General features: G+C 51.7%; 15 protein-coding genes. 12 read left to right on the forward strand and 3 right to left on the reverse strand.

All coding sequences use genetic code 11. From position 1 onward, the window contains the following. The first annotated feature begins 150 nt into the window (after nucleotides 1–150). The 5 genes from ACDI39_RS18565 to ACDI39_RS18585 are packed head-to-tail and all read left to right on the forward strand — an operon-like array spanning nucleotide 151 to nucleotide 7,155. The gene (locus ACDI39_RS18565; protein ID WP_230684661.1) at nucleotides 151–1,338 is read left to right on the forward strand and encodes a tyrosine-type recombinase/integrase; all 1,188 of its coding nucleotides are present in this window, start codon (nucleotides 151–153) and stop codon (nucleotides 1,336–1,338) included. Then, complete coding sequence (locus ACDI39_RS18570; protein ID WP_486536980.1) at nucleotides 1,335–3,722, forward strand: tyrosine-type recombinase/integrase; 2,388 nt, start codon at nucleotides 1,335–1,337, stop codon at nucleotides 3,720–3,722. The genes ACDI39_RS18565 and ACDI39_RS18570 overlap by 4 nt, the downstream gene beginning before the upstream one ends. Nucleotides 3,723–3,725: 3 nt before the next feature. Then, on the forward strand, nucleotides 3,726–5,813 hold the full coding sequence (locus ACDI39_RS18575; protein WP_486536981.1) for a site-specific integrase: 2,088 nt from the start codon (nucleotides 3,726–3,728) through the stop codon (nucleotides 5,811–5,813). Further along, complete coding sequence (locus tag ACDI39_RS18580; protein WP_021783586.1) at nucleotides 5,813–6,325, forward strand: helix-turn-helix domain-containing protein; 513 nt, start codon at nucleotides 5,813–5,815, stop codon at nucleotides 6,323–6,325. Before ACDI39_RS18575 ends, ACDI39_RS18580 begins: the two co-directional genes overlap by 1 nt. Further along, nucleotides 6,322–7,155 (forward strand): thymidylate synthase, encoded by an 834-nt coding sequence (locus ACDI39_RS18585; protein ID WP_021783587.1) that lies wholly within the window; start codon nucleotides 6,322–6,324, stop codon nucleotides 7,153–7,155. Before ACDI39_RS18580 ends, ACDI39_RS18585 begins: the two co-directional genes overlap by 4 nt. 121 nt (nucleotides 7,156–7,276) lie before the next feature. Here ACDI39_RS18585 and ACDI39_RS18590 read toward each other — a convergent pair whose 3' ends face one another. Then, complete coding sequence (locus tag ACDI39_RS18590) at nucleotides 7,277–7,768, reverse strand: helix-turn-helix domain-containing protein (RefSeq protein ID WP_021783588.1); 492 nt, start codon at nucleotides 7,766–7,768, stop codon at nucleotides 7,277–7,279. A 225-nt stretch (nucleotides 7,769–7,993) separates the two neighbouring features. Between ACDI39_RS18590 and ACDI39_RS18595 the strand changes: the two genes are divergently transcribed. The 4 genes from ACDI39_RS18595 (at nucleotide 7,994) to ACDI39_RS18610 (ending at nucleotide 10,047) form a co-directional block, all read left to right on the forward strand. Then, nucleotides 7,994–8,374 (forward strand): hypothetical protein, encoded by a 381-nt coding sequence (locus ACDI39_RS18595; protein WP_031322386.1) that lies wholly within the window; start codon nucleotides 7,994–7,996, stop codon nucleotides 8,372–8,374. A 3-nt stretch (nucleotides 8,375–8,377) separates the two neighbouring features. Then, nucleotides 8,378–8,773, forward strand: coding sequence for a DUF6957 family protein (locus ACDI39_RS18600; protein ID WP_021783590.1), 396 nt, complete (start codon nucleotides 8,378–8,380; stop codon nucleotides 8,771–8,773). An 87-nt stretch (nucleotides 8,774–8,860) separates the two neighbouring features. Further along, complete coding sequence (locus tag ACDI39_RS18605; RefSeq protein WP_047934421.1) at nucleotides 8,861–9,589, forward strand: metallophosphoesterase; 729 nt, start codon at nucleotides 8,861–8,863, stop codon at nucleotides 9,587–9,589. A 65-nt stretch (nucleotides 9,590–9,654) separates the two neighbouring features. Next, on the forward strand, nucleotides 9,655–10,047 hold the full coding sequence (locus ACDI39_RS18610; RefSeq protein WP_021783592.1) for a hypothetical protein: 393 nt from the start codon (nucleotides 9,655–9,657) through the stop codon (nucleotides 10,045–10,047). Between the two features lie 16 nt (nucleotides 10,048–10,063). Here the strand turns inward: ACDI39_RS18610 and ACDI39_RS18615 are convergent, their stop codons facing one another. Both ACDI39_RS18615 and ACDI39_RS18620 read right to left on the reverse strand, forming a co-directional pair. Then, the gene (locus ACDI39_RS18615) at nucleotides 10,064–10,357 is read right to left on the reverse strand and encodes a hypothetical protein (RefSeq protein WP_021783593.1); all 294 of its coding nucleotides are present in this window, start codon (nucleotides 10,355–10,357) and stop codon (nucleotides 10,064–10,066) included. Between the two features lie 702 nt (nucleotides 10,358–11,059). Further along, the gene (locus ACDI39_RS18620; RefSeq protein WP_155249904.1) at nucleotides 11,060–11,356 is read right to left on the reverse strand and encodes a hypothetical protein; all 297 of its coding nucleotides are present in this window, start codon (nucleotides 11,354–11,356) and stop codon (nucleotides 11,060–11,062) included. Nucleotides 11,357–11,699: 343 nt separating this feature from the next. On the opposite strand from ACDI39_RS18620, the gene ACDI39_RS18625 reads away from it, so the two are divergent. The 3 genes from ACDI39_RS18625 to ACDI39_RS18635 all read left to right on the forward strand — a co-directional run bounded on the left by ACDI39_RS18625 (nucleotide 11,700) and on the right by ACDI39_RS18635 (nucleotide 12,686). Next, nucleotides 11,700–11,891 (forward strand): hypothetical protein, encoded by a 192-nt coding sequence (locus ACDI39_RS18625; RefSeq protein ID WP_021783596.1) that lies wholly within the window; start codon nucleotides 11,700–11,702, stop codon nucleotides 11,889–11,891. An 80-nt stretch (nucleotides 11,892–11,971) separates the two neighbouring features. After that, nucleotides 11,972–12,178, forward strand: a complete 207-nt coding sequence (locus ACDI39_RS18630) for a hypothetical protein (protein ID WP_021783597.1) — start codon at nucleotides 11,972–11,974, stop codon at nucleotides 12,176–12,178. Nucleotides 12,179–12,320: 142 nt separating this feature from the next. Beyond that, nucleotides 12,321–12,686, forward strand: a complete 366-nt coding sequence (locus ACDI39_RS18635; protein WP_021783598.1) for a histone-like nucleoid-structuring protein, MvaT/MvaU family — start codon at nucleotides 12,321–12,323, stop codon at nucleotides 12,684–12,686. Nucleotides 12,687–12,805 lie beyond the last annotated feature (119 nt).

The following is a 12,805-nucleotide window of genomic DNA, read 5'->3' on the forward strand; positions in this document are numbered from 1 at the left end:
TGCTAGCAGCGTAAAAAAATTTGCCTCTCTCCCGACTTTATCTTGACCTTGACAAGTTGCACATTCTGCATAGGATGGGCGGCCTTCAAAAGGGGGTAGTCGGTGAAGGTTGTAGTCACACAAAATCAAATGATCGACCTAGGCGGGTCGATGCTCAACGAAGACGGGCCACACGCAGCTGGCCTGGCATCCGTGACGGCGGTGGGGCTTTTTGACTCAGAAGAGAGGCTCGTTCCGCTTGTAAGTGAGTACCTCACCCAAGCTATTAAAACCGCGAATCTCTCCTTTGCTTCTGCTGAAACATATGGGCGAAATATCGGCTACTTGCTCGAAAACCTTAAAGGAACTACCACGTTCCACAATTCATCTTGGGATGAAATCCTCCTCAATGTAAGCCAGCAGGGAATCGCCAGATACTTCATTCATCTGCGCGAGGTTGAAGGTTTGTCGTCGGTAACTATCCGGAACAGAGATGGTTGTTACGCTGCCCTATTCAACGACTTCTTGTGTGTTGGCCGCAATCATCAACCCGCTCTGCGAGAAGATAATCCGTATGCAGCTGGATTCATTTCCCCGCCGCCGAAGAAGAAACTGATCGAGCCATGTTCGCTCAAAGATCTGAAGGCACTCATCTTGAGCACTGAAAGTGAAAGGGAACGGGTTCTCCTGCAGACAATCTTTGATGCGGGTATTCGTCGGAGCGAGGTTGGCAGGATTACTCTTGGTGCGGTCAACAAAGCCCTGGAATTCTCCCGCGCTAACTTCATCGGTGAAAACGATATTGAGTGGATACATCCCGATTATTGCCCACTTTTCATCGAGGGTAGCAAGGGGCGCGGGCAAGAGCTTAAAGAGCGATATGCAATTGTGAGTAAGTCTACGCTTGAACGTATCAAGCGCTATCATGCTACTCCTTTGTACCGAAAATACGCGAGACAGTATGAGTCCGCCGATGTCACTCCCTGCTTTTTCAACTCAGAGGGCTCTCCATTCAACGCAGATTCTGTCAGCAAACTGCTTGAGCGGGTATCGGAGCGAGCTATAAAAAGTAAGCGGCTAGATCGCAGTGTCTCTCCGCACAAGCTTCGCCATGGACATGGGTACGAAATCATGACCAGCCCTGACTTGGGTAAGACCTATTTGGATAATCTGGTCGCGGCTCAGTTGTCGTTGGGGCATAGCAGCAGCGCCACTACCGAAAGGCATTACCTTCAACTTCCGCAAGAAGTCTTCCGCATCTGCCATTCCTCTAATGGAAAGATAGCAACTAAGGAAAGTAGCATGGCGGCCCTCGTTGCCGAGACCGCGCTCAAAATCCGTTTGGGAGATAAAAAATGACTACTCATGAGCGCGCCATCGGAGGCATGCGGGTATACAGCTGGTTGAAGGAGCTGGAAGAGGATCCGCACGGTTACTACGAGATCGAACTTAGTGATAATGATAGCGGAATGTATGCTCCGCTCACGCTAAGTGCTTCTTATATTGCAAGCAAAGATCTTAACCCGTCACTTGAGGTATTCGAGTTGGCGGAACAGAAAATCATCTTGGATATGTGCATCAGTGGAGCAATCCATCTTGGTGAGTCTGCTGCGGGGTGCAATTGGCGCCTCAAGGTCTTGGGTTGGTACAAGAGCCTTCCAGAGGAGGATAAGCGCAAGCTTCCTATTTTCGGCAACAAGCTGAGCATTCGTCGCGGTCTTACATTGGTGCCAGGCTTAGAGGGCATTGAGTCCCAGCTGAGTCGCTACGCCAGCGTTGCCAGCGCTTATAATGAAATCAACCAAGACCTTCAGCGCCTTGGAGTAATCTCCAGCGACTACCAAACTGTCAAAGAGCGGCGCGAAAACAAAGAAGAATATGTTCCTCAGGAACCTATCCTCGTTGATTTTAAGCGCCTGCGAATGAAAGAGTTCGTGACCATAGCCGACCTTGAGGCAGCCTCAGAGGTTAAGCCATTCAATGATCTCAAGCACGCATTTGCAATTGCTTCGTTGAAAACGGCGAGCGATTCGGGCGAGCGCAACTACCTCGACGCGTTCAACCTTGTGTCGCGGTTTTTCCTTGAGCGGGGGCTCACCGGAAGCGAGCCCATAGCTGTCACCTTGGATGCCTTCATCCTTCCCCGTGTCTACAGCCATCTGGAGCAGATGATAGTTCGTGGAGAGTTGTCTCCAACCTTTGCCAATACCTTGCTCAGTGCGCTCCGAAAAACTCTCACCACCATCAAGAATCTTAAGGGCTACGCTGGGCCTGACTTTATGAACTGTCAGGGGTTCGATGCTGATCGAGTCACGGATCAGTATCGTCCGTACACCAGTTCCGAGCGTCGACGGATCGCCGCATGCGTAGATGAAGACATTTTGCGCAACAACGCGCTCGCGCAGCCATATCAGTTTTCCGGTGTTGGTGAAGATCCTATCGGCTCCAATGGCCAAGTGAAAAAGGGATTCGGTACGCTCGACAATGCCCGGTGGATTTTCGAAAACAAACTGAACTGCAATGTGGTAGGTACGAGATCGAGAACTAAGGGTGATTTATACACTGATGCGTTCTGGGGCATCGTTAGTCGTTCTGGTGTAGGCCTGCGTGAGCTCCTAGAAAGCTGGGGTACGCATTATGTTATCGACTCCCAAGTTATCGCACCGTTTGCGATTAAATTGGGACAAATAACGGGTCTTAATGCGGATTCGCTAAAATATCTGAATTTAGGCGACTTCGAGCCGCAGCATGAGCTGACTGGGCGTGCCTGCTTGAAATATTGGAAGGAGCGCTCAGGTGGCGGAAAGGTGATGCCCGTTGATCTCTTTGATGCGGATATCACTTGGCTCACCACTTCTCAGGCTGAAGCGGTAGCGAAAGTCTTCAAGGACGTGGAGGCCCTCACTGAGGGGTTCCGTGGCGCTGCGCCTGAGAAAGCGAGAAACAGCCTATTCATCTGGCAATCGAGTTCGCCCGGCGCTTTCCTTGAGGTTAAGTCGTTTACCACGGGTAAGAACGGGTTCGTAACGTCTGTCTTCAACAGCTACGCGCAACGTAAAGGCATCCTCAGCGATGAAGGCACCCCGCTGAATCTGACACCTGCGCGCCTTCGTCCGAGCTTTATCAGCGAGCTTGTAGAGCGTGGCGTACCGATTCGTGAGATTCAGCTGATCCTGGGCCACAAAAACATCAAGACCACCCAAGCCTACCTCGATCGCATGGACTTCAACACCGTCGCGCGTGCCAAGCTCGATGTAGCGCTACGGGAGCTTCACGATCGTGCGGTTGAGGCGGCAGATCTGGCTATTGCGCCCAAGCAGCACGAGACACAATTCGAAAATCTTGTCGAGGTCGTACAGATCGATGCGCCAGCGGTGATCTTCAAGACACCCTTGGCAAGTTGCAAAAACATCTTCAACCCCCCAGATTTCATCAAGAGGTTGAGCACTTATGTACCTGGGCGACCATGCTCCATGTACAACATGTGCTTGGGCTGTGAGAACGTCCTGCTCACTGCTTCCAACCTGCCTGAGCTATTTGCCATGGAGCGGGATTATCGAAAACTCGCTGAGGTCAGCCGAGTCATGGATACCCCTTATGGGCATGTAGTGCATGAGAACTTGTCGCTGCTCGAAAGTATCATTGGTGATAAATCTGATTTTACTGCTGAAGAGCTTGCCGAGGGGCGTCGATTTGCTGAGTTTGTAGATACTACTATTCTTATTGATGGCGTGGGGTTGTAATATATGGAGCAGGTCGAATTTGCAACTCTTCTGTCTTTCGCTAAATACCGTGAAGTCGTATCTGCGACCTTGCTCCAATTAAAGTCAGAGGATAATAGTGTTGCTTCGAGTGAAGCACTGAGCTTTCTGAATTATATCCAGTCATTACAGGTATCCAAGCTTTCCGCCTTTGTTTCGCCGGTCTGGGATTTTAATGCTGACTATCCGAATGCATCTCGGCATACTCGTGGCGCGAAGCATCGGTTGGACTTTACCAAATACCCGAATATCCCTGAGTTTGCGATGCTTGAGTTGCGAACTGCCTTCATGCTCGTTCTGAAAGGGATTAGTGGAATTCCTGGGCAGGGAAAATCCATACGAGTATCCAAGGCGCTTCCAAAACCTAATACAGTGATAGCTAGATTCGAAGCTGGATTGCGATTCTTAGATAAAATCTATTCGGCTGCAGTCCAAGAGTTGGGGCGGGAGCATGTTGAACGCGAATTGCTTTCAGTTTACATGCTGCCTTCCCACTTGTACGAGGAAGCTGCGAAAGACTTCGAGTATGTTTTTGATAATGCTTTAGAGGATTTCTTTAAATTAATTCGCTCTGGATATCTTGTAGAAAATGTCTTCGGTTCCAGTTTGCCGGTTGTAAATCTTTCCGTACTCAAATGGAAGATGCTTGGTAAAGCTAAGCGTCCTGAGGGAGAAGAGAATAATAAACGGCAGGTGCTTCCCAATGATGTGTTCGAATTATCCTCGTGCGCATCCTCGCTGGCTATCGTTGATTTTTTGGATGCTATGGGCGAGGAAGTTATTGATACTGCTACTCTTAATCGGCGAAACAGTAAAGGTGTTTATCTTGCGAGAGAGCAAGGTGCCTGTCGGCTGAAGTTTAATTTGTACGTCTACAAGCGGCTTGAGCAGAAAGGTTTTCCTAAGCACGAGATTTCAAGAATAATTGGTTGCGATGACTTTAGAGCAAGTCGTTATTTTAGCGTGGTAGCACCGTATGCTCTTAAGCTTTACTTGTTGGACACAGGCTCCCCAATTGATGATGATTTCAGGCGTTATTTGAATTACGTGAACTACGCTTGCTTGTATATCATTGGGCAGTATACCGGCATGCGTCCTTCGGAGTATACCGAGCTTCTGGCTAGTTCGTGCCTTATTTTCGATGGTTCGTACTGGGTTTTGAGAAGCAATGTCAGCAAGCATGAAGACAACCTTGTAGAACTTTTCGACGACTTCTGGTTGGCTATTCCGATAGTTCGAGATGCTGTGCGTGTTGCACAACTGCTTGCCAAATATAAGAATAATGATTTTATCTTCTCGAACGTCGATACGGTGCTCTTTGGTATGCTGGGTCGGCCGCTGAGTAGTGTGGGAACCAAGGCTACACTCGATAAATTTTTCGAAAGAGTTCTGACTGCTGAGCAGTTTTCAGATCTTGAATTCAATGCTTACATGATGCGGCACACGCTAGCCTATCAGCTCTATCGTGCTGATGTGGGCCTGCCTTTCATCTCTCACCAGCTGAAGCACTTTGGCGAAATCGTAGGGGTTGGCCATTCCGAGCGGGGCTTCAGTAAGACGACTCTGGGGTACGGTGAAATCGCTGAAATGCTGACGAAAAGTGGCGGTAGGGGCGTAAGCGGCAAGTCCTTCCGCCATGACGCCGAGGTGGAGAGCATTAAGCAGCGATTCGATCCTGATGGCAGTTATGCCGGTGTGAACGCTGCAGCCCACAAGGAGCGTTTGCAGAGGGTCTTCAAAGGATACATGGCATCCGGACACACCAAGGACGATATCTTCGAGGCCATGGCTGAACAGCACATCGCTGTCATCAGCGTGGGCCAGGGCTTCTGCTACGGTGGCGGGCCCATGGAGTTCGATGAATCGATCCCCTGCATCGGCGGGCTTCGCTGCAACCCGAACCGTTGCGAAAATGCTGTCGTCAGCAAGGCCAACGCCCCTGCCTGGCGAGATGTGTATTATCAAAACAAGAAGCTGCTGGAGAACCTTGAGTACGCCCATCTGCATGCCCAAAGCAAAGCTGCAATGGAAGAGGCCTACGGGGTGCTTGAGCTGCTGGGAGAAGAACTCTGATGACGGATTCCCACGCTTTCGATCAGAAAAACAAAGAAGATTTTGATCGTTATTCTGAGCTGCTCGCGCAAGCGCTTCTGGATATCGCGGCGAATGACTCACTGAAAGCAACGGCGGCGGAACTGAGCCGGCTAACGGGTATTCACCGCAATACTATCAGGCAGCGTGTATGGCCTCTGGAACGGCTGGAGACCATCAAAGAAAACCGGCGCATTGAAGTTCTTCGCCAACAGGTCACAAAAAAGAAACCAGTTGATCCTGTGGTGCTTCTGACTGAAAAGCTGGAGAACGCAAGGGTTGAGATTCTTCATTGGTTCACTAAGTGCAGGGATGCGGAGGAAGAGCATCAGAAGAGCGAAAGAAAATATATTAACATGGTAAGTTCTCGAGATACTTATCAAAACCTTCTGGCGGATGCTAACAAGCGGCTCTTGGACTCGCAGAAGGAAATTGATAGACTCAAGCAGGTTATCAGTATCCTGGAAGCTGCCCAGGCGGAGAAAATTTCATGAAAAGCTACCTGGAACTACTGACAGATGTTCTAGAAAACGGTGCGGTCAAAGATGATCGCACTGGTACCGGTACTGTGAGTGTCTTTGGTCGTCAGTTTCGCCATGACTTGTCGAAAGGCTTTCCATTACTTACAACTAAGAAGCTGCATTTCAAGAGTATTGTTAATGAGCTGATTTGGTTCCTTAATGGTGATACCAATATTAAGTGGCTCAATGAGAATGGCGTGAAGATTTGGAATGAGTGGGCCACCGAAGACGGTGATCTAGGCCCGGTCTATGGCAAACAGTGGACAGCCTGGCCTACCAAGGACGGCAAGACGATCAATCAGATCGACTATGTCGTCAATGCGCTGAAGACGAACCCTAATAGCCGACGGATCTTGTTCCATGGGTGGAATGTCGAGTTCCTCCCTGATGAGAAGGTGAGCCCGAAAGAGAACGCCAAAAACGGCAAGATGGCACTCCCTCCGTGCCACCTGCTGTACCAGTTCTATGTTGTGAACAACAAGCTGTCTTCACATTTATTCATCCGTTCGTCCGACAGCTTCCTCGGCCTGCCATACAATACGGCGTCCTTGGCGTGCTTGACCCACATGCTGGCTCAGCAGTGCGACCTGGATGTAGGTGAGATCGTGATTTCGTTGAGTGATGTCCACATCTACTCCAATCACATGGAGCAGGTGAAAACTCAAATCGCTCGTGAGCCTCGGCAGCTGCCTGAGTTGAAGCTGCTTCGCAAGCCGGCATCGATTTACGATTACAAGTTCGAAGATTTCGAACTCGTTGGCTACGACCCGCACCCTCACATCGCGGCAGCCGTCTCGGTCTGATTGACCTGGCATACGATTACCGGCCCTATGGGTCGGTTGTCGTGTTCAGCTGACTTCCCGCCGGCAGTACAACTCGGGGAGCCTACAGCGCCCCCTGGTGAGAATTTGAAGGCTCAACTGCTCAGGCCTTCCGCTCCCCCGCTGGCATGTGCCAGAACTTGTGGACGGTGGAATAAGGCATCCCCAGCTTCACTGAGGTCGCTTTCTGGCTGAGGCCTTCAGCCTTGCAGTCGAGGATTGCTTTGATCCTGTCTGGAGGAGTCGGCGGCTTGCCGGATTTGGCTGCTATCAGACTCCCATTCGAGAATTGCGCAGGCAGGCTTTCCATCACACGCATCTCACGAAGCTTACTCAGCTCTGTCCAGAGGTGCGTCATGAACTCTTCAAGTTGTTCTTGGCGCTCGTAGCAAGCGGCAGCTGCGAGGAGTGCTACCGAGTCGACGTCCAAGCGTTTACTGATGTCTTCGAGCATCTCGAAGCTGATGTTGGATTTCGCGTGCTCGATCCTGTGCAAATGCCGAGGCTCCACCGTGGATGCGAGCTGTTCTTGGGACAGGCCGCGAGCGGCACGAGTGGTGCGGAGCACGGCTGCCAGGGTGTATCGCGTTGGCATGGTAGAGCTTCCCGCAAAGGGAAGCATAAGGCCACACTGAAAATTCTACATCCACGTACTATAGGCAGTGAATGTAGAATGGTGTTATGGTGGCGCCATCCGTTCCCGCATGTGGCTTTTGTTCTCAAAGCACGATCATCCGTGGGCGCGAGATTGTCAATTTATATGAATTGTTTAAGGGCGAAGTGCTAGCTAGATGCCCGCGATTGATAGGTGGAGTGTGTTGTGCTGGTCACCCAAAGAACCGAACTACGAGGGCAGTTTTTAGCTCTGGACAGCCTGAATTTGTTTTGGGATTCAGCAAGCCTCAATCCTGATTGCTATTACTTTGTCGTTGAAGGAAGTGGCTTCGTTAATGGCTGTTTAGGCCCCTCCGTGCGTTTGGTGTCGAGCGTTGAGGTTGTAGATTCCCTCTGCAAAGGGGATGCAGTGGATTTTTTAAGCGTTAATAAAGTCCAGCTACTCGCCCCTCCAGCGATGACCAATCAATCCGAGTTCTCGATGAAGCTGCTCTCCGAAATTCGGATCAAGGAAGGTACCCAGCCGACCCCGGTGTACGAATTTGTCACGAGTGATGGCCACGTCTATTCGAGCGCGAGAGGCTGAATCATGGTCATCTCGTTGGATGAGATAACGGAGTTTCTTTACGGCGCCGGGGAGCTATTGGAGGGTTGGACAGGTACGAGAGTTGACCTAGTTCAAGCTGCGCACGAACGCTTTTCAGGTAAAGCGTTTTGCCTGGTGCAGCGCTGGATTCTGGTAGAGCTGCCTCCGGAAGAGGTTGAGACGTTACCGAATGGAATAGCGCCCATGGTGATCTTTGCCCATGACGTGATCCATGACAGCCGGAGGCGCTTTGCGCCACGCTCCTGGGTGAGATCCACGTATGCGGTTTCGTTCGAGCACCCGTGCATGTTTGAAACGAAAAGCACGGTCTACCTTCTCGTCGGAGATGGTTACAGGAAGCAGGCGAAGCTCGAGCTGGTTTTGTCGTTGCAGCCGTAGAGCATTCCAGATTTTTGAGCCCGGCCCCCTCTGGGTGGCCTTGGATGGGCGACGTAGCCTTCCGCAGCGTGGAGTACGGGGTTCCGTATGAAGGTTTTGGTTTTTTCTGATTTGCACTTGGAGTTTGCTGACTTCCAGCCACCTTCAGTAGACGCGGATCTCGTTGTACTTGCAGGCGACATTTCAGTGCGTAGCCGGGGTGTGCATTGGGCAAATGAGGTCTTCGATTGCCCGGTGATTTATGCCTGCGGCAACCACGAGCATTACGGCGGAAACGTTGACCGGACGTTGGCCAAAATGTGTGAGGCTGCTGCGCACCACGTGCATGTGCTGGACAACCAGAGCATCGTCATTGGCGGCGTCCGTTTTTTGGTCGCTACGGCTTGGACGGATTACACCGCAACCGGTGATTACAGGGCCGCGATGCGGGAGTGCGCAGAGTGGATGACTGACTTCAAACGGATCCGCGTCGGTACCGGCTACAGCAAGCTTCGCCCAGTCGACCTCATTGCCCGGAACATTGCTGCTCGTGCTTACCTGGCCTCAGAGCTCGCCAAGAGCTTTGACGGTTCGACCGTCGTGGTCACGCACCATTGCCCTATCCCTGAGGTCGCCGGGAGTGGTCATGAGGGTCACTTGGGGGCTGCTTATTTCAATGCTTGGCACGACTTGGTAGCGCAGGCCGACGTGTGGATTTTTGGTCATACGCATCACGCGGTGGACAAAGTCGTTTTTGGCTGCCGTGTGGTCTCCAATCCGAAAGGATATCCGGGTGAGCGTACGGGGTTTTCTCCGGAGTTCACCGTCGATATTTGAAAGCCGCTTAAGCGGTCAGCACCAAGTGCATTGGTATGGTTTAGACGCATTAACAGGATGTGTGAATGGCAGATCAAATCAAGGAATACTGCGGTGAAGAGCTCTCTACTTTTCAACTCAAACGGGTCATCCGGGCAATGGCTCAGAAGTACCCTATGCCCATCACGGCTTACCTGAGTGATGTGGTCATCTCGTCCGACTGCGCGCTCGGTGTTGTTTTTGGTCAGATGGTTCAAGGACATGGGTCGCACATGCGTGGCTACACGCTGAGGACGGAGCCGATCTACACCCTGTCGAAGATAGGGCGGTATTGGGTGATCTCCTCGAAATGCGGGAATTACGTGCTGACGACCTTCAGGCGCGGCACAGGCCGTGACAGCCTTCGAGCATTGATCGCAACAGCCGACGAGCCGGATTCGCGTTCAGCAAGGCAGCCAGGCGCCTTGACGGGCGCCTGAAGACGCGAATGGTTCATCAACTGACCGTCGAAAGCAGCGTCCGCAGGAAATCTTTTCGGCGCTGGATGCTGCTCAGGATTACGTAGTCCCTTTCGCCGTCTGGGCGGAGATGGCCAGCTTCGACCAGGCCGAAGATGAAGCCTTCTGCCTTGGCTCTTGCCACGCAAAGGTCTTGCTCGGTTGTGCAGCTGTGAATGTCATCAACGAGGCGTTTCCAGCACTCGCTCTGACGCCTGCCGGTGGCATCGGCGGCGAAAGCGGGCGCATGGATAAGGGACGCGTAATAGCCAGGACGCGAGGTGGTGCTCAAGGAGGGTTCTCCTAGGGAATGGGGATGGCAAGGCTATCACGCGTTTATTCATTCGCCTGTTAACAGTCCGGCCATGGAGCGCTCAGTTCAGACGTAGCAACGATCACGCAAGGAGATTGAAATGGTCAAAAGCCGCATACCGCTCTCTAGCTGTCCAATCGAGGAAACTCCAGCGATCACCATCCCAAGCAGCGTCGCAAACGCAATGGAACGTTCCTTTGGGGTCGAGATAACGGGGTACTTGTCGAGTGTGCGATATGGGGCCGGTGAGCTATCCCTCAAAGGGATCGTTTTCGGTGATCGCGAGCGTCGCTTCGAGGATGGATCGTCGATCATCACATCAATCGTCCTCGACTTCCAAGAGCTTCAGGGCTTCTTGGTTGTACGAACCTTACGCAGTGTCTATGTGGTGTGCGATTGGGCTGGCGAATGCGCTCGTGAGAATTCGGAAACCAGGCACTGAGTGTATGGCTTGAGTCCTGATGAGCGAGTTAAAGAGTGGGATAAGGAATGAAGCTCTCGCGATTAGATGAACCTAACGAAATTGTCGACGTCACTTGTGACGGCTGTGGGTGTTCTACGCGTGGGAGTGAGGGCGATTTTCAGTTTGGAACACTGCACGGAGCATGGGGTAACGGGGCGACACACCAGAGTGAGGTGTACGAGTTGCACCTCTGTGAAAGCTGCTTCTTCACTCAGCTATCAGGCATCAAGCGAGCGCGGTGGCTCGGCATGATGTTCGAAGAAAAAGCGGACGCCTTCCTGGCCGATGAAGCCTTTGGGCGGATAGAAAACTTCACGAGGGGCAGGGATTGAAGCGGGATCGATGAGGTTTTGCTCTTCGGTAGATCCTGCAGGTGGTTGATGGCCATGAGCCATTGAAAGGCGACTTCCGAAAATATTTTCAAAGACCCCCCTTGAAATTTTTTTTGCGGGACGGAGTATATTATTTGTAATCAAAAATAAGCTGCTCTCTCCCACCTTTCCCCCGTCACTCATCGAATACCCTTCAGCTGCTTCTATTGCTTTGCTTTTTCTTTGTCCATGGCTATTCGCTATTAACAGGAAGGTCGACTGGCTTTTGATGCTTTTTTTATCAAAGGCTACGATGTCTCCTGCCTTGAGCCGTCGTAGTGGTAATCGCTTATCCGGCCGCTAGGCCGGCTAGCTTTTCTATTGACCTCAAATGCAGAGCGGCTTAGATTTTTTTTGAGCAGCCCTTACCACACCTCGGTGGCCGTGACGCCGTTTCCGAGCCCGTTCGTGGTCAATTTGAAGGCACCAATGGGCGGTTTAGGTTGGCGTCGCGGCCGATAGCTCTTGGCTAGCCCAGGTATCTTCCATGAAGGATTATCAGGCCAGGTTGAATGAGGCCACCGCAGATCTTCACTACTGCGATTTGATCTTCACGAGCCAAGAATCTGCTGAGTTGAAACGGCTGGCCAAAGAGCTTCAGGCAGCCGGTCAACACCCAGGACTGGCTGGGGTCGTGAGCTGCATCCTCGAGAATACAGGAGGTGGTAGAGAGGGATGATCGACATACTCAACGCCCCTCAAGCCTGAGTAATCTTGAGCTCACGCCACCCGGAACCTTTGTCCATTGGAGTAGCAGTCATGAAAGACCTCAGCAAAATGCTTCCTCATGATCATCCGATGTACGCGGAAGCCGTCGAGGCGTTGAAGGCGTATCACCAGGCGCAGGATGGCGGTATTACTGGTGCTGAGCTTGAGCGGCTGCGTTTGCTCACTGATCACCGCTTCCAGGCGGTCACGGACTATCAGCTTCAGGCTCTGGGCGGCCCGGCAGTGACCAGTCATTGAACGATGATACTGGTTAGTCAACTGGCACTCTTAAGTATGAGTTTCGAATTAGGCCCAATTGGGCAGTACTTTTTCACTTCGATGTAGCAGTCGAATATGACAAACTATCCTCTTGTTGAAACAACCATCTAGGAAGAAGCATATGTCTCGTCTCGCCGAATTCCGACGCTTAGAGCAGCAACTCGCTCAACAGCTCGCAGAGCTGGAAGCTATGAAAGGTGATTCCGCAATCAAGGCGGAGATGGAATTTGAGGAGAAGCTGCGCGCCTTACTTGGCGAGTATGGCTACACCCTTCGGGATGTCATCAACATCCTGGATCCGCAAGCAGGCAGCCGCCGTCAAGCTCCCCAGCCTCAAGAGAAGTCCGTTCGCAAACCACGTGAAATCAAGGTATACAAAAACCCGCACAATGGTGAGCTAGTGCAGACCAAAGGCGGTAACCACGCTGTTTTGAAAGCTTGGAAAGCTGAACATGGTGCTGAGACTGTGGAGTCGTGGCGCCAGTAATCATCGCGTTTTGATGAGGTGTGGGCCCGATAGATAGCCTCATCTGGTAAATCGCCGACGAGGAAATGAACCCTTCAGCGGTAAATCAATCCCCCGTCGCGGAGAGTCGGAGACCCCGA

Source organism: Pseudomonas sp. Tun-23181 (assembly GCF_057415455.1).